This window comes from Pseudomonas sp. NPDC090208 (assembly GCF_044746785.1).
Lineage (GTDB): Bacteria > Pseudomonadota > Gammaproteobacteria > Pseudomonadales > Pseudomonadaceae > Aquipseudomonas.
The window spans coordinates 51,949-66,490 of the sequence record NZ_JBIVCU010000001.1 but is presented as its reverse complement, the minus strand read 5'-3'; the positions used below and the strand labels follow the sequence as shown (position 1 = coordinate 66,490).

15 protein-coding genes are annotated in these 14,542 nt (G+C 62.5%); 6 read left to right on the top strand and 9 right to left on the bottom strand.

Translation table 11 applies throughout. From position 1 onward, the window contains the following. Positions 1-255: 255 nt before the first annotated feature. From ACIPL0_RS00315 to ACIPL0_RS00285, 7 genes are all read right to left on the bottom strand, one after another. Positions 256-1,383, bottom strand: coding sequence for an AGE family epimerase/isomerase (locus ACIPL0_RS00315; protein ID WP_400595036.1), 1,128 nt, complete (start codon positions 1,381-1,383; stop codon positions 256-258). A 226-nt stretch (positions 1,384-1,609) separates the two neighbouring features. After that, the gene (locus tag ACIPL0_RS00310) at positions 1,610-2,182 is read right to left on the bottom strand and encodes a HupE/UreJ family protein (RefSeq protein ID WP_400595038.1); all 573 of its coding nucleotides are present in this window, start codon (positions 2,180-2,182) and stop codon (positions 1,610-1,612) included. A gap of 27 nt (positions 2,183-2,209) precedes the next feature. Then, the gene (ureG, locus tag ACIPL0_RS00305) at positions 2,210-2,824 is read right to left on the bottom strand and encodes an urease accessory protein UreG (protein WP_400595040.1); all 615 of its coding nucleotides are present in this window, start codon (positions 2,822-2,824) and stop codon (positions 2,210-2,212) included. A 47-nt stretch (positions 2,825-2,871) separates the two neighbouring features. Continuing rightward, positions 2,872-3,546, bottom strand: coding sequence for an urease accessory protein UreF (locus tag ACIPL0_RS00300; protein WP_400595042.1), 675 nt, complete (start codon positions 3,544-3,546; stop codon positions 2,872-2,874). Continuing rightward, entirely contained in the window at positions 3,543-4,043 is a 501-nt protein-coding gene (gene ureE, locus ACIPL0_RS00295) for an urease accessory protein UreE (RefSeq protein WP_400595044.1), read from the bottom strand. The genes ACIPL0_RS00300 and ureE overlap by 4 nt, the downstream gene beginning before the upstream one ends. A 297-nt stretch (positions 4,044-4,340) precedes the next feature. After that, positions 4,341-4,973: a TetR family transcriptional regulator gene (locus tag ACIPL0_RS00290; protein WP_400595046.1), complete on the bottom strand. Its 633-nt coding sequence runs from the start codon at positions 4,971-4,973 to the stop codon at positions 4,341-4,343. 132 nt (positions 4,974-5,105) lie between these two features. Then, complete coding sequence (locus ACIPL0_RS00285) at positions 5,106-5,378, bottom strand: hypothetical protein (protein ID WP_400595048.1); 273 nt, start codon at positions 5,376-5,378, stop codon at positions 5,106-5,108. A gap of 458 nt (positions 5,379-5,836) precedes the next feature. On the opposite strand from ACIPL0_RS00285, the gene ACIPL0_RS00280 reads away from it, so the two are divergent. Both ACIPL0_RS00280 and ACIPL0_RS00275 read left to right on the top strand, forming a co-directional pair. After that, positions 5,837-7,903, top strand: a complete 2,067-nt coding sequence (locus tag ACIPL0_RS00280) for an AsmA family protein (protein ID WP_400595050.1) — start codon at positions 5,837-5,839, stop codon at positions 7,901-7,903. A 201-nt stretch (positions 7,904-8,104) separates the two neighbouring features. After that, a complete protein-coding gene (locus ACIPL0_RS00275; protein WP_400595052.1) occupies positions 8,105-8,992 on the top strand; it encodes an esterase/lipase family protein in 888 nt (295 codons plus the stop codon). On the opposite strand, the gene ACIPL0_RS00270 is transcribed toward ACIPL0_RS00275, so the two are convergent. Beyond that, positions 8,978-9,871 carry a DMT family transporter gene (locus ACIPL0_RS00270; RefSeq protein ID WP_400595054.1) on the bottom strand — a complete coding sequence of 298 codons (894 nt, stop codon included), beginning with the start codon at positions 9,869-9,871 and terminating at the stop codon, positions 8,978-8,980. The two genes, ACIPL0_RS00275 and ACIPL0_RS00270, sit on opposite strands and share 15 nt — an antisense overlap. A 150-nt stretch (positions 9,872-10,021) precedes the next feature. On the opposite strand from ACIPL0_RS00270, the gene ACIPL0_RS00265 reads away from it, so the two are divergent. Together ACIPL0_RS00265 and ACIPL0_RS00260 are read left to right on the top strand one after the other, a co-directional pair. Beyond that, entirely contained in the window at positions 10,022-10,309 is a 288-nt protein-coding gene (locus ACIPL0_RS00265; protein WP_400595056.1) for a PsiF family protein, read from the top strand. A gap of 189 nt (positions 10,310-10,498) precedes the next feature. Further along, positions 10,499-11,509, top strand: a complete 1,011-nt coding sequence (locus tag ACIPL0_RS00260; RefSeq protein ID WP_400595058.1) for an AI-2E family transporter — start codon at positions 10,499-10,501, stop codon at positions 11,507-11,509. A 167-nt stretch (positions 11,510-11,676) separates the two neighbouring features. Here ACIPL0_RS00260 and ACIPL0_RS00255 read toward each other — a convergent pair whose 3' ends face one another. After that, complete coding sequence (locus ACIPL0_RS00255; RefSeq protein WP_400595059.1) at positions 11,677-12,942, bottom strand: Hsp70 family protein; 1,266 nt, start codon at positions 12,940-12,942, stop codon at positions 11,677-11,679. A gap of 276 nt (positions 12,943-13,218) precedes the next feature. Here ACIPL0_RS00255 and cbpA point away from each other — a divergent pair, with 276 nt between their 5' ends. Continuing rightward, positions 13,219-14,175 (top strand): curved DNA-binding protein, encoded by a 957-nt coding sequence (gene cbpA / locus ACIPL0_RS00250; protein ID WP_400731255.1) that lies wholly within the window; start codon positions 13,219-13,221, stop codon positions 14,173-14,175. Between the two features lie 16 nt (positions 14,176-14,191). Beyond that, a complete protein-coding gene (locus tag ACIPL0_RS00245) occupies positions 14,192-14,491 on the top strand; it encodes a chaperone modulator CbpM (protein ID WP_400595063.1) in 300 nt (99 codons plus the stop codon). Positions 14,492-14,542: the final 51 nt, after the last annotated feature.

Genomic DNA, 14,542 nt, shown 5'->3' with positions numbered 1-14,542 from the left:
CCTACAGATTCGATAAACGTCCCGAAACCTGTAGCAGTCCGGCTTGCCGGCGGTGGCGATCCTGAATACGCCACTGCCCGTAGGAGCGCGCTTGCCTGCGATTGCGGTGGGCCTGTGACCGATGTGGTGACCGGAAGAATGCGATCGCGAGCAAGCTCACTCCTACAGGGACATGCGGTCAACGTAGGAGTGAGCTTGCTCGCGAGAGGCCGGGATGACCGACATTGCCATCGCGGGCAAGCGCGCTCCTACGGTTCAGGGGCGAAAGTAAGATGCCAAGCCGATATAGCACGTCGCCAGGTGATACGGCGTGGTCGACGGCATGTCGCGGCGGCTGAGCTGGCCCTGGTTGTCCAGGCATTCATTCCAGCCGGCAGGGTGCAGAAAACGCTGTTGCAGGGCATTCAGTTGGCGGGCCAGTAATGCCTCGCTGTTCGGCCGCAAGGTCAGCGCCCGCAGGTATTCGGCCTGAGCCCAGATGCGCTGGGTGCCATCCTTGATCGTGCCATCCACCGCCAGCGTGGCAGCCACTGCGCCCGTGGATGTATCCACACCCTGTGCCTCGGCATAGGCGAACGCCGTGGTCAGCGAACGATGCAACGGCGTGCCGCGCAAATGCGCCGACGACTCCAGCAGATAGAACCATTCGAACTGATGACCCGGCTCGGACCAGTTATCCACAGCGTCCAGTGGCTTCTCCAGCATCACCCCGTGAGCAACATCGACGAAACGTCGCTGCATGGCCTCGGTCAGCGCATTCAGGGCCGCCAGGGTGTCAGCGTCTTCGCGCACGTCCAGCGTGGCCAGAAACGCCTCGGCCAGGTGCATCAGCGGGTTCTGCAGCGGACCTGCGTCCAGCGAGGACCAGTCTTCCTCTAGCACCGCTTCATACAGGCCATCGCCGTCGGCAAAACGCTCGGCGACCACTTGCAGCGCAGCGTTGAGTACTGATTCCACCAACGGCTCGCGCACCTTCGCCCAGTAATGCGCGCAGGCGAAGATGACGAAGGCGTGGGTGTACAGGTCTTTGCGCCGGTCCAGCGGTGCGCCTTGTGGATCGATGCTGTAGAACCAGCCACCGTGCTCGGCGTCATGGAAGTGCCGCTGCAGCGAGCGGAACAGTGCGCCTGCGCGTTCTTCGGCCTGCGGCACCTGTGGATCGCCGATCAGGCTGGAAAACAGGAACAACTGCCGGGCACAGGCCATGGCCCGATAGCGCTGCGGTGGCAACGGCTGGTGCTGTGAGTCGAGGGCTTCGAAGGGCAGGGCCATCTCGGCATTCCAGCCCGGACCGATCCACATGGGCACGATCACGCGCATGAAGTGCTGCTGCACGGTAGCGAACACAGCGGACAGTTCGGAGGGGAGGGCAGCGTCAGGCATCGATTGGCGTCACGGCAGGGGCAAATTGCGCGACATGGTAGCAGGAGGCGGGGATTTTGAGGCAGATGCAGATCAATTGTAGGAGCGTGGCTTGTCCCGCGACCGGCGGGGAACCCGTCGTAAATCCGGTGAATGCGGTATGCCTGACACACCGCGTTCACGGGGTTTGCGACTGCTTCGCAGCCGGTCGCGGGACAAGCCGCGCTCCTACAGGAATGAGGTCAAATCAAGCGGCGAACAACCAGACCCCGGTCGCAGCCGACAGCGCGCCGGCAATCCGCACCACCGGCGCAGCGGCCGCAGGCAGGTAGCGCACCACGGCGTAACCAGCGGCGTGCAGTGCGGCGGTGGCGCCGACGAAGCCCAGCGCGTAACCCCATGGGCTGGACATTTCCGGCAGCTCCAGGCCGTGGGCCACGCCGTGGAACAGGGCGAACAGTGCCGTGGCGGCGACCGCGACGAACAGCGGCGGACGCACCGCCAGTGCAACGGCCAGGCCCAGCGCGAACACTGACGCGGCAATGCCGCTTTCCAGTGCTGGCAGCTCCAGCCCTTCAAAGCCCAGCAGGCCGCCGATCAGCATGGTGCCGACGAACGCACACGGCAGCGCCCAGCGCGCTGCGCCTTTCTGCTGCGCGGCCCACAGGCCCACGGCAACCATCGCCAGCAGGTGATCAAGGCCGCCCAGGGGGTGGCTGATGCCGGCCACCAGGCCGCTTTCATCGTGACCGGGGTGGGCGAAGGCCAGTGCCGGAACCAGCAGCAGCGCGAGGGCGCCGAAGACTTTTTTGCAGTTCATGAACGGGTTTTCCTTGAGTGAATGAATTCAGGCGGCGGTCAGCAGACCCTGGCGCTCGATGAAGGCGATGATGTCTTCCAGACCATGGCCGGTTTTCTGATTGCTGAACACGAACGGCTTGTCGCCGCGCATCTTCTTGGTGTCGCGATCCATCATTTCCAGAGAGGCGCCGACCATCGGGGCCAGGTCGATCTTGTTGATCACCAGCAGGTCGGATTTGCAGATACCCGGGCCGCCCTTGCGCGGCAGCTTGTCGCCGGCGGAAACGTCGATCACGTAGATGGTCAGATCGGACAGCTCCGGGCTGAACGTGGCCGAGAGGTTGTCGCCGCCGGATTCGACAATGATCAGGTCCAGGCCTTCGAAGCGACGGTTCAACTGGTCCACGGCTTCCAGGTTGATCGACGCGTCCTCGCGGATCGCTGTGTGCGGGCAGCCGCCGGTTTCCACGCCGATGATGCGCTCTGGCGCCAGGGCCTCGTTACGCACCAGAAAGTCGGCGTCTTCGCGGGTATAGATGTCGTTGGTGACCACCGCGAGGTTGTAGCGCTCGCGCAGGGCCAGGCACAGGGCCAGGGTCAGGGCGGTCTTGCCCGATCCGACCGGACCGCCGATGCCGACACGCAGAGGTTGGCTGTTCATTGAGTGTTCTCCGTTGATCTTCTTGTGCGGTTCAAAGGGGTGACGAATCAGGACCGGAACAGCCGGCTGTACTGGCGTTCATGGGCCATGCTCGCCAGCGACAGACCGAAAGCGGCGCTGCCGATGTGTTCCGGGTCGAGCGCCGTGGCCTGTTGTTGAGCGCTTTGCAGCAGCGGCAACAGCTCGCTGGTCAGGCGTTGTGCAGCCTGTTGTCCCAGCGGCAGGGTTTTCATCAACACGGCCAACTGGTTTTCCAGCCAGCTCCACAGCCAGGCGGCCAGCGCATCCTGCGGTTCTATCTGCCAGGCGCGGGCGGCCAGCGCCCAGCCGAGGGCCAGATGCGGTTCGCCGATCTGTTGCAGAAAGGCGCGCGCCGCGTCGTCCAGCTCTGGCAGGCCACACAGCAACTGCTGCAGGGAATAGCCCATCTGCCGGCTTTCCAGGTGCAGCTCGCGGGTTTCCCGGCTGGCGCGGTGCTCCTCGCTCAGTCGTTGCAGGCTCGCCCAGTCGTTTTCAGCCGCCGCCATGCAATGGGCCAGCAGCAGCGGTGCTTCGAAGCGGGCGAGGTTGAGTTGCAGTTGATCGCTGATCCAGCGGGCGGCACTGGACGGGTCGTTGACCACACCGTTCTCCACCGCCATTTCCAGCCCCTGCGAGTAGCTGTAGCCGCCAATCGGCAGTTGCGGGCTGGCCAGACGCAGCAGCGCCCAGGCCTTGTTCATTTGCGTACGCCGAACTGGTGAATGCGCGGGGCGTAGTTGAAGTCTTCTTCACCGGCCCGCGAATGGTGGTGGCCGCCGCCATAGGCGCCGTGTTCCGGCTGGAACGGCGCTTCGATGGATTCGGTGGTGGCGCCCAACTGGTCGAGCATGGCCTTGAGCACGTAATCGTCGAGCAGGCGCAGCCAGCCATCGCCGACTTGCAGGGCGACGTGGCGGTTGCCCAGGTGATAGGCGGCGCGGGTCAGCTCGAAGGCACTGGCGCAGGTGACGTGCATCAACTGCTCGGGACGGGCACAGACCCGTACCACACGGCCGTCTTCGGCCTTGAGAAAGTCGCCGTCACGCAGCGGCTGTTGCCCACGTTCGAGAAACAGACCGACGTCTTCGCCATCGGCACTGAAACAGCGCAGGCGACTCTTGCTGCGCGCTTCGAAATTCAAATGCAGCTCGGCGGCCCATTCGTTTTGGGGTTCGATTCGTTGGTGAATCACCAGCATCGGAAAGCTTCCAGCAATGTGCGATGCACTAGCCAGAGCAAGTGGCTTGCCAAAAGACAGAGATGAAGGAAATTGCCTACATACGGTGCAGGCGTGCGTAACGGCGGGGCGTTAGTGTGAGTGCTGTTGGTGCAATTGCGGAAAGCTCGCACCAAATTAGGGCTCGTCGATGTTCTGTTGGAGGGAGCCCTGCTCGCGAATACGATCTGTCATTCAGCACAACGGTGTCAGAACGGGCGCTTTCGCGAGCAGGGCTCGCTCCCACAGGTTTCGCAGTCGGGTTCATAGGAGTGGGTATCACTCCGTACTGCCCAACCCCTTCCAGCGCTGAGCGCCGATAAAGATGAAGCGCAGCTGCTGGGTGATCTTGGCCCGTGGGGTCAGGTGCGCGGCGAGGGTCACCGGCGGCGGGTCGATCAGCTCGGGGAGCATGGCGAATACGCTTTTCACCACCAGGTCGGCCATCACCGACAGGTCGTTGGCATTGAGGTGCTGAAATTTGGGCATCGACGCCAGGTCAGTTGCCAGGTCCGCGATGATCGCCTCGCGCAGGGCGCCGAGTGCCTGACGCACCTTCAGCGAACCGCCATATTGCTCGCGGGCGAGGAACAGAAACTGCGAACGGTTGGCCGCCACGACTTCCAGAAAAATTCGCACCGACGCATCGATGATGCCGCTGTTGAGGTTGTCGTTGCGGCGTACCCGGCGGATGGTTTCGCGGAAGGTCTGGCCGACTTCGCTGACCAGTGCCAGACCCAGGTGGTCCATGTCGTCAAAATGGCGGTAGAAACCGGTGGGCACGATGCCTGCGGTTTTTGCCACTTCGCGCAGGCTCAGGCTGCCGAAGCCGCGTCCGCTCTCCATCAACCCCCGTGCTGCATCGAGCAAGGCGTGGCGGGTCTGCTGTTTCTGTTCGGCGCGGGGCAGCATGGGGCAGGCGGTATCTGAAGAAAGAGTGGTCTGCACTCTAACAAAAGCCCTTGCGCGGCGTCGAACCGGCGTTCAGACAGGCATGAAAAAGCCCGGCGTGGGAGCCGGGCTTTTGGCGTAATCGGGTCGGGATCAGGATACGCGCTGATACTGCTGGACCAGACGATCTGGACCGTTGTCGGCAACACGCTGGTAGCGGTGCGCCAGGCTGTTGCAGTTTTCTTCGGCAGCGACGCGCTGGTATTGGTTGACCAGACGGCCCGGACCATCCTGTGCCACGGTAGGCAGGCCGACTTGCTGAGCGGCTTTCACTTCACCCAGAGCTGGCTGTTCGCTGGCAGGCAGGGCGAACGCGCTCGACGCGAGAAGGGAAAGGGTCAGGCTGAGCAGAAGTTGGCTTTTCATGGATGGGTGCTCCTCGAAAGGGCGATCAGTGAACATGGGAGCGATTTTACCGGGGCACCGCCGATTAAGAAGTTCAAAGGGTTGATGATGACCATCGACGGAATTGATTCGGGCTGCAGGGCTTGTAAAACGGGGTGTGTAGCGGTGCGGCGTTGTCGAATTTGGGTTGCTCCGCGAACTCTGTAGGCGCTGGCTTGTCCTGCGACCGGCGACGCAGTCGTCGTAAAACCTGGCGACTATGCACTCCTGACACTCCGCGTTTACTGGTTTTACGACTGCTTCGCAGCCGGTCGCAGGACAAGCCAGCTCCTACAGGTTCATCGAACCCGTCACGTTCGGGTCGTGCGAAACACCGGTTTTTTGCGATTTCATCAAACCCGCAGCGCTTTTATCAGTCGAACCGCTTATGACGTTTGCGACGGGCAGGAAGGCCCGTCGGTATTTGGGGAGATAACGCAATGACGCGAAGCCGCAAGATTTTCGCCTGGACCGCCGCCGTCGTGCTGCTGTTGCTGGCCGTTCTGATCATTGTGATCGCCACCTTCGACTGGAACCGGCTCAAGCCGACCATCAACGAAAAAGTCTCCGCCGAGCTGCATCGGCCATTCGCCATCAATGGCAACCTGGCCGTGCTTTGGCGCCGTGAGCCGGGCGAAGGCGGCTGGCGGGCGTGGGTGCCGTGGCCGCACATGTCGGCCGAAGACATCGCGCTGGGCAACCCGGAATGGTCGAAAACCCCGCAAATGGTCACTCTCAAACGCGTGGAACTGCGCCTGTCGCCGTTGCCATTGCTGGCCCAGCGGGTGGTGATTCCACGTATTGATCTGACCGAGCCCAACGCGCGCATTGAGCGGCTGGCTGACGGTCGCGCCAACTGGGTGTTCGATCTGCCGAAAAGCGACCCCAATGCCGAGCCGTCGAAATGGGTGCTGGACATCGGCACCATCGGCTTCGACAAGGGCCTGGTCAGCTACAACGACCAGATGATCAACACCCAGATCGACGTGGTGGTCGACCCGCTGGGCAAGCCGGTGCCGTTCAGCGACATCGTCGGCAGCAACGAGGCGAAGAAGGTGCAGGACAAGGGCGCCTCGGCCCAGGATTACGCCTTCGGTTTCACCGCCAAGGGCCAGTACCACGGGCAGAAACTCAATGGCAGCGGCAAGGTCGGCGGCTTACTGGCGCTCAAGGATGCGGCGCTGCCCTTCCCGGTGCAGGCCGATGTCAGCGCCGGCAACACCCGCGTGGCCGTCGCCGGTACCGTGACCGACCCGCAGAACCTCGGCGAGCTGGACCTGCGCCTGAAACTGTCCGGTGACAGCCTGGGCAATCTCTACCCGCTGACCGGCGTGACCCTGCCGGACTCGCCGCCGTACGCCACCGACGGGCGCTTGATCGCCAAATTGCACGATCCGGCGGGCGCCACGTTTCAGTACAAGGCGTTCAACGGCAAGATCGGCAACAGCGACATCCACGGCGACCTCGGTTTCGTCGCCAGCCAGCCTCGACCCAAGCTGACCGGTGCGCTGGTCTCCAACCAATTGCTGATGGCTGACCTCAAGCCGCTGATCGGTGCCGACTCCAACGCTGAGCAGAAAAGCCGTGGCGGCGAGAGCAAGCAGCCGGCGGACAAAGTGCTGCCGGTCGAGGAGTTCAAGACCGACCGCTGGAGTGCGATGGATGCCGACGTGGAGTTCACCGGCAAGAAAATCGTGCAGAGCGCCGAGTTGCCTTTCACTGATCTGTACACCCACGTGGTGCTCAATGACGGCCAGTTGAGCCTGCAACCGCTGCGCTTTGGTGTGGCCGGTGGCAAGCTCGATGCCGACATTCAACTCAACGGTCATGCGCAGCCGCTGGAAGGCCGGGCGAAGCTGACCGCGCGCAACTTCAAACTCAAGCAGTTGTTTCCGACCTTCGAGCCGATGAAAACCAGTTTCGGTGAGCTCAATGGCGATGCCGACATCAGCGGCAAGGGCAACTCGGTGGCGGCGCTTTTGGGCACGGCCAACGGTGAGCTGAAGATGCTGGTCAACGACGGTGCGATCAGCCGTGACCTCATGGAAATTGCCGGGCTCAACGTCGGCAACTACGTGGTCGGCACTCTGTTTGGCGACAAGAACGTGAAGATCAACTGCGCGGCGTCGGACTTCGGCATCAAGGACGGTCTGGCGACCACCAAGCTGTTCGTCTTCGACACCGAGAACGCCATCGTCTATATCGATGGCACGGCGAACATGAAGTCCGAGCAGCTGGATCTGAAGATCACTCCGGAATCCAAGGGGTTCCGTGTGTTCTCCCTGCGTTCGCCGCTGTATGTGCGCGGGCCGTTCATCAAACCGAGCGCCGGGGTGCAGACTGGCCCGCTGCTGCTGCGTGGTGCCGGGATGGTGGCGCTGGGCGCGATAGTCGGCCCGGCGGCCGGGCTGTTGGCGCTGGTGGCACCGAGTGGCGGCGAGCCTAATCAGTGCGCGACGCTGCTGGAGCAAATGCGCGCCGGCAAGGCGCCGAAAACCGTGCAGTAACTCATACGGTAGGTGATGCGCCTGCAGATCGCCGGTTGTAGGAGTGAGCTTGGTCTGGGCCGCATCCGGACGATGACGGTGCTTAAGCCATCCGATATTGACCCACCGCAATCGCGAGCAAGCTCACTCCTACAACGTCGGTTGTCATCTTTTGCAGCTAACTTCTAAACGGGATTTTCATCGCAAAGGGTTCGCTCGCTCATGACGCAAGAACAGGCCACGCGTTATCCGATTGTGCTGGTGCCGGGGTTGTTGGGATTCGTGAAACTGGTGGTCTATCCGTACTGGTTCGGCATCGTGCCGGCCCTGCGCCGGGGCGGGGCGACGGTGATTCCGGTGATGGTGTCGGCGGTGAACTCTACGGAGATACGCGGCGAGCAACTGCTGGCGCGCATCGACGAGATCCTGCGTCAGACCGGCGCCAGCAAGGTCAATCTGATCGGCCACAGCCAGGGCGCGCTGACCATTCGCTACGTGGCGGCCATGCGCCCGGATCGGGTGGCGTCGGTGACATCGGTGGCCGGGCCGAATCACGGTTCGGAACTGGCCGATTACCTCGAAGAACACTACCCGCCGCACACCGCCCGTGGCCGTCTGGTCAATGCGGCGATCCGTATGACCACACTGATTCTCGGCGCGCTCGACACCGGCTATCGCGGCACCCGCCTGCCTACCGACGTCGATGCGGCGCACCATTCGCTGACCACCAGCGGTGTGGCGCGATTCAACCAGCGCTTTCCCCAGGGCTTGCCGACGACCTGGGGCGGGCAGGGCGAGGAGCTGGTCAACGGCGTGCGCTATTACTCGTGGTCCGGCACCCTGCAACCGGGGCGCACCGACCGAGGCAAGAACCGGCTCGACAGCACCAATCTCACCTGCCGGCTGTTCGCCCGCACCTTCCGCAACGAGCGCGAATCCGACGGCATGGTCGGGCGCTACAGCTCGCACCTGGGTACGGTGATCGGCGATGACTTTCCGCTCGATCACTTCGATATCGTCAACCAGCATCTGGGGCTGGTCGGCAAGGGCGCCGAGCCGGTGCGGCTGTTCATGGAACACGCCGCACGGCTGAAGTCAGTCGGCCTGTAATGCCGTCTTCCTGCGCAGGGGCAGGGTCCAGCGTTCGGCGAGGATGACACCGCTCAGGGTCAGCGCGCCGCCGATGAAGTGATAGGCGGCCAGTCGTTCGCCGAGCACCACTGCGGCCACCAGTGCCGTGAGGATCGGCACCAGATTGAAGAACAGCGTGGTCCGGCTCGGGCCGAGCAGGCTGATGGCTTTCATCCACAACAGCGGTGCGAGCATCGAGGTCGGGATGCAGGCGTACAGCACCAGTGGAATGTTGCCGGCGTTCAGCCCGGTTTTCGCCGAGATCAGGAACAACGGAAACAAGGCGATGATCGCCACCAGAATTTGCAGGTACAGCAACTGCAACGGCGGCATGCGTAGCTGCCACTTTTTCAACAGGGTGCTGTAAGTCGCGTAGGCCAGCGTGGCGACCAGCATCAACAGGTCGCCGAGGTTGACGCCGTGGGCGATCAGCACCGCCCAGCTGCCCTGCGACACCACCAGCAGCACGCCGGCAAAGGACACCAGCGCACCGACCAGCGCACCGGCGGTCAGCGTGGTGCCGAGGGTGGCGATGGACATGCCCAGGGTCATCACCGGCACCAGCGACAGAATGATGCCCATGTTGGTGGCCGTGGTGATGCCCGCCGCGTAATAGGCCAGGCTCTGATAGATCGCCATGCCCAGCACGCCAAGGACCGCGATCTTGCCCAGCGCCGGCTTGATGATCGCGCGGTTGCGCCACACCGGCCCGAGCAGGAAAGGCGTGAACAACAGGCCCGCCAGCAGCCAGCGATAAAAGCCGATCTCGGCCGGGAAAATACGGCCGGCGGCAGCCTTGGTGGTGACGTTGTTGCCCGCCCAGATCATGACGGTGAGCAGGGGATAGAGGTATTGCATGGAAAGACCGGCGGCAGAGTGAGCGGCCATTATCGACGGCGTGTCACCCACGTCCAGCGCTACGGCACGGTTCTCTGAAATATGTCGCAACATTCTTTGACTACACTGCTTCGAAAGCCGCGCATCGCGCGACGCCCCAGGAGAATGTCGATGAAAATGCTGCGTGTTCCGCTGTTGATCGTGGGTCTGTTGCTCAGTGCGCAAGGCTTTGCCGCTACCGCGCAGCAGAACAAGATGACCACCTGCAACGCCGATGCGTCGGCCAAGTCGCTCAAGGGCGATGACCGCAAGGCGTTCATGAGCACTTGCCTGAAAGCCGCGCCGGCACCGGCGACCCAGCAGGACAAGATGAAGACCTGTAACGCCACGGCGAGCACGCAAGCGCTCAAGGGCGATGCACGCAAGACCTTCATGAGCGATTGTCTCAAGAAGAAATAATTTCCCGGACGGGGCCCGGATGTCGGAAACCGGCGCCGGGCCCTGTACTTCCTGAGATTGCAGCCGATGATGCGCATAGCTGTCGTCGCATCCTTTCGCCTGAAGCTGTCACGCCCCTCGCATCACTGGTTCTCGCTTCGGAACGCTGGCAGACTGCCCATCTTTTCACGCCGCTTGTTTTGAGGCTGTATGCCAACGTTTTCGCCGCGTCAAATCTATCTGGCCAGTTGCATCCTGGTGTTCGGTGGCCTGCTGCTGGTGTTGCCGCTCAATCTTCTACCCAGCCTCCTGGCCGGCCTGTTGGTGTATGAACTGGTCGACATGCTCACCCCGCAACTGCAACGCTTGATTGCCGGCGAGCGTGCGCGCTGGCTGGCGGTGGCGTTGTTGGGGACGTTGGTGGTCAGTGTGCTGTCGCTGCTCTTCGCCGGCGCGATCAGCTTCCTGCTGCACGAGGCGGAAAATCCCGGCGCGTCGCTGGACAAGTTCATGATTTTGGTCGACCGCGCCCGAGGGCAGTTGCCGCCGATCATCGATGGTTACCTGCCCGCCAGCGCTTCCGAATTTCAGGCTTCGCTGAGCGCCTGGCTGAGCAAGCACATCGGTGAGTTGCAGTTGCTCGGCAAGGGCGCCGCGCACATGTTCGTGACCCTGCTGATCGGCATGGTGTTGGGCGCGATCATCGCGCTGCAGCGGATTCCCGACGTAACCAAGCGCAAGCCGCTGGCGGCTGCATTGTTCGAGCGTTTGCACTTGCTGAGTCAGGCGTTCCGCAACATTGTCTTCGCGCAGATCAAGATTTCCCTGCTCAACACCGCGTTCACCTCGGTGTTCCTCGCAGTGATCCTGCCGCTGTGTGGCGTGCACCTGCCGCTGACCAAGACCCTGATCGTGCTGACCTTCCTGCTGGGGTTGTTGCCGGTGGTGGGCAATCTGATGTCCAACACGCTGATCTTTATCGTCGGCATGTCGCTGTCGATCTGGGTGGCGCTGGCGGCGCTGGGCTATCTGATCGTTATCCACAAGGTCGAGTACTTCCTCAACGCGCGGATCGTCGGCGGGCAGATCAGTGCCAAATCGTGGGAATTGCTCCTGGCGATGCTGATCTTCGAAGCGGCGTTCGGCCTGCCGGGCGTGGTGGCCGGACCGATTTTCTATGCGTATCTGAAAAGCGAACTGCGCAAGGTGGAGTTGGTGTAACGGCGATCCAACTTGTGGGAGCTGGCTTGTCCTGTGACCTGCCGGGGACCGGCAGCAAATCCTGAGCACGCGGTATGTCAGATATACCGCGTGCGCTGGTTTTACGACGGGTGCCCCGCCGGTCGCAGGACAAGCCAGCTCCTACAGATTTGATGGCGATTGGGTTATCAGCCGTAACGCTTCTGCGCTTCGATCGCGAGGCCCGCACCGATGCTGCCGAAGATGTTGCCTTCCACATGCCGCGCGTTTGGCAGCATCGCCGAGACGCTGTTGCGCAGGGCCGGGATGCCGCTGGAGCCGCCGGTGAAGAACACCGTGTCGACATTGGCCACGCCGACACCGGCATCGCCCAGCAACTGGGTCACGCTTTCACGTACCCGCTCCAGCAGCGATTCGATCGACGACTCGAACAGCTCACGGGTCAGGTCGGCAGTCAGGCCGGCCTCGATGCGGTCCATCGGCACCACGCGGTTGTGCGCGTGGGTCAGCTGGATCTTGGTCTCTTCCACTTCCATCGCCAGCCAGTGCCCGGCGCGCTGTTCGATCAGCTTGAACAGACGGTCGATGCCCAGGGTGTCTTCGATGTCGTAGCGCATGCTGCCCAGCGCCAGTTGCGACTTTTGCGAGTACACCGAGTTGATGGTGTGCCAGGTCGCCAGGTTCATGTGGGTGCTGGTCGGCATGTAGGCGCCACTCTTCATGCGGCTGCCGTAGCCGAACAGCGGCATCACGCCTTGCAGGCTCAGCTGTTTGTCGAAGTCGGTCCCGCCGATGTGTACGCCGCCGGTGGCGAGGATGTCGCTCTGCCGGTCGGCGACCATGCGCCGCTGCGGCGACAGGCGCACCAGCGAGAAGTCCGAGGTACCACCGCCGATGTCGACGATCAGCACCAGCTCTTCGCGGTCCAGGGTCGACTCGTAGTCGAAGGCCGCAGCAATGGGTTCGAACTGGAACGACACATCCTTGAAGCCGATCTTGCGCGCCACTTCGGCCAGGGTGTCTTCGGCTTCCTGGTCGGCCACCGCATCGTCATCGACGAAATGCACCGGACGGCCCAGTACCACTTGCTCGAACGACTGACCGGCAACGGCTTCGGCGCGTTTCTTCAGCTCGCCGATGAACAGCCCGAGCAGATCCTTGAACGGCATGGCCGTGCCCAGCACGCTGGTGTCGTGCTTGATCAGCTTGGAGCCGAGCAAGCTCTTGAGCGAGCGCATCAGACGGCCTTCGTAACCTTCCAGGTATTCGTGCAGCGCCAGACGGCCGTACACCGGGCGACGCTCTTCGATATTGAAGAACACCACCGAGGGCAGGGTGATCTTGTCGTCCTCCAGCGCGATCAGCGTTTCCGCTCCAGGGCGCAGCCAGCCGACCGTGGAGTTGGAGGTGCCGAAATCGATGCCGACGGCACGGGCTGGGGATGGGGTGCTCATGTTCTGTACGTTCCGGTCAAAAAAACGGCCGCGCAGTGTATGCGCGAAAGCACGGTTTTTCTACAGATAGCCGCCCAATCGACATGCAAGCCTTGAACTGGCGCCTTTCATCCCCAATCTTGCAGGCAACTCTCATTGCATTCGGCCAGTTTGAACACGCTTTCAAGCTCGCACGGTCGTGTGCCGATAACCTTGCAACATTCAGCGCTGCCCACGTTCTCATTTGATAGCGCGGTTCGGGACTGGCTGGATAATCCGGAATGGGTGACCGTTAAGATGGACTTCAAAGACTATTACAAGATCCTTGGCGTAGAGCCGACGGCGGACGAAAAGACGATCAAGACCGCCTATCGCAAGCTCGCGCGCAAGTATCACCCCGACGTCAGCAAAGAGGCGGGCGCGGAAGACAAATTCAAGGAGGCCTCCGAGGCCTACGAGGCGCTGAGCGATCCTGAAAAGCGCGCCGAGTACGACGACATCCGCAAATACGGCCAGCAGGGCCGCTTCCAGCCGCCTCCGGGCTGGCAGGGGCGCGGCGCAGGCGGTGGATTCGGCGGCGGTGGTGGTGGCTTCGAAGGCGGCGACTTCTCCGACTTTTTCAGCTCGATCTTCGGCAATCGTGGCGGACAACAGGGCGGCCGTGCGCGCAGCAGCGGTCGTCGAGGGCAGGACGTGGAACTGGATCTGGCGATCTTCCTTGAGGAAACCCTGTCGACCGAATCGAAGAAGATCAGCTTCAAGGTGCCGCAGCACGCCGCCAACGGCCAGCGCATGGCCGACATCACCAAGAATCTCAACGTGAAGATTCCGGCCGGTGTCACCGACGGCGAGCGCATCCGCCTCAAGGGGCAGGGCGCACCGGGCGTGGCTGGCGGTGAAAACGGCGATCTGTTCCTGACCATTCGTCTGGCGCCGCACCCGCGCTTCGATGTCGAAGGGCACGATCTGATCATCACCGTACCGCTGGCGCCATGGGAGGCGGCGCTGGGCACCAAGGTCGCGGTGCCGACCCTGACCGGCAAAATCAACCTGACCATTCGTCCGGACAGCCAGAGCGGTCAGCGACTGCGGGTCAAGGGAAATGGTCTGTTGAACAAGCAGGGCGAGCGTGGCGATCTGTACGCGCAGTTGAAGATCGTCATGCCCAAGTCCACCGATGACGCCACCAAAGCTCTTTGGGAGAAGCTGGCCGAGAAGGCTGCGTTCGATCCGAGGAGCCAGTGGAGCAGCTAACGGGGAGTAATTGATCATGCGCAACACCCTGGTCGTAGACATGCAGGAATTCTGTCAGGTGGTCGACATGCCGGCCGCCTACGTCATCGAGATCGTCGAGCACGGCATCGTCGAACCCCAGGGGCACAGGCCGGATGAATGGTTGTTCGACACAGGTTCGATGACCATCGCCAAGCGTGCGGCCAAGTTGCATCACGATCTGGCCATGGAATGGGACGGCGTCGCCCTGGCGCTGGACCTGCTGGACGAGCTCGAGCAGGTGCGCGCCGAGAACCGCATGCTCAAGCAGCGGTTGGGGCGGTTTATCGAGGATTAGCTGCGGCCTGCCTCTGTAGGCGCTGGCTTGCCCCACGACCATTGTAGGAGC

Excerpts from the sequence above, each read along its gene's own strand:
- ACIPL0_RS00300 (WP_400595042.1), bottom strand. The coding sequence starts at position 3,546 with ATGAACAAGGCCTGGGCGCTGCTGCGTCTGGCCAGCCCGCAACTGCCG.
- ACIPL0_RS00285 (WP_400595048.1), bottom strand. The coding sequence starts at position 5,378 with ATGAAAAGCCAACTTCTGCTCAGCCTGACCCTTTCCCTTCTCGCGTCG.
- ureG (WP_400595040.1), bottom strand. The coding sequence starts at position 2,824 with ATGAACAGCCAACCTCTGCGTGTCGGCATCGGCGGTCCGGTCGGATCG.
- cbpA (WP_400731255.1), top strand. The coding sequence starts at position 13,219 with ATGGACTTCAAAGACTATTACAAGATCCTTGGCGTAGAGCCGACGGCG.
- ACIPL0_RS00255 (WP_400595059.1), bottom strand. The coding sequence starts at position 12,942 with ATGAGCACCCCATCCCCAGCCCGTGCCGTCGGCATCGATTTCGGCACC.
- ACIPL0_RS00315 (WP_400595036.1), bottom strand. The coding sequence starts at position 1,383 with ATGCCTGACGCTGCCCTCCCCTCCGAACTGTCCGCTGTGTTCGCTACC.
- ACIPL0_RS00270 (WP_400595054.1), bottom strand. The coding sequence starts at position 9,871 with ATGCAATACCTCTATCCCCTGCTCACCGTCATGATCTGGGCGGGCAAC.
- ACIPL0_RS00275 (WP_400595052.1), top strand. The coding sequence starts at position 8,105 with ATGACGCAAGAACAGGCCACGCGTTATCCGATTGTGCTGGTGCCGGGG.
- ACIPL0_RS00280 (WP_400595050.1), top strand. The coding sequence starts at position 5,837 with ATGACGCGAAGCCGCAAGATTTTCGCCTGGACCGCCGCCGTCGTGCTG.
- ureE (WP_400595044.1), bottom strand. The coding sequence starts at position 4,043 with ATGCTGGTGATTCACCAACGAATCGAACCCCAAAACGAATGGGCCGCC.
- ACIPL0_RS00260 (WP_400595058.1), top strand. The coding sequence starts at position 10,499 with ATGCCAACGTTTTCGCCGCGTCAAATCTATCTGGCCAGTTGCATCCTG.
- ACIPL0_RS00265 (WP_400595056.1), top strand. The coding sequence starts at position 10,022 with ATGAAAATGCTGCGTGTTCCGCTGTTGATCGTGGGTCTGTTGCTCAGT.
- ACIPL0_RS00245 (WP_400595063.1), top strand. The coding sequence starts at position 14,192 with ATGCGCAACACCCTGGTCGTAGACATGCAGGAATTCTGTCAGGTGGTC.
- ACIPL0_RS00290 (WP_400595046.1), bottom strand. The coding sequence starts at position 4,973 with ATGCTGCCCCGCGCCGAACAGAAACAGCAGACCCGCCACGCCTTGCTC.
- ACIPL0_RS00310 (WP_400595038.1), bottom strand. The coding sequence starts at position 2,182 with ATGAACTGCAAAAAAGTCTTCGGCGCCCTCGCGCTGCTGCTGGTTCCG.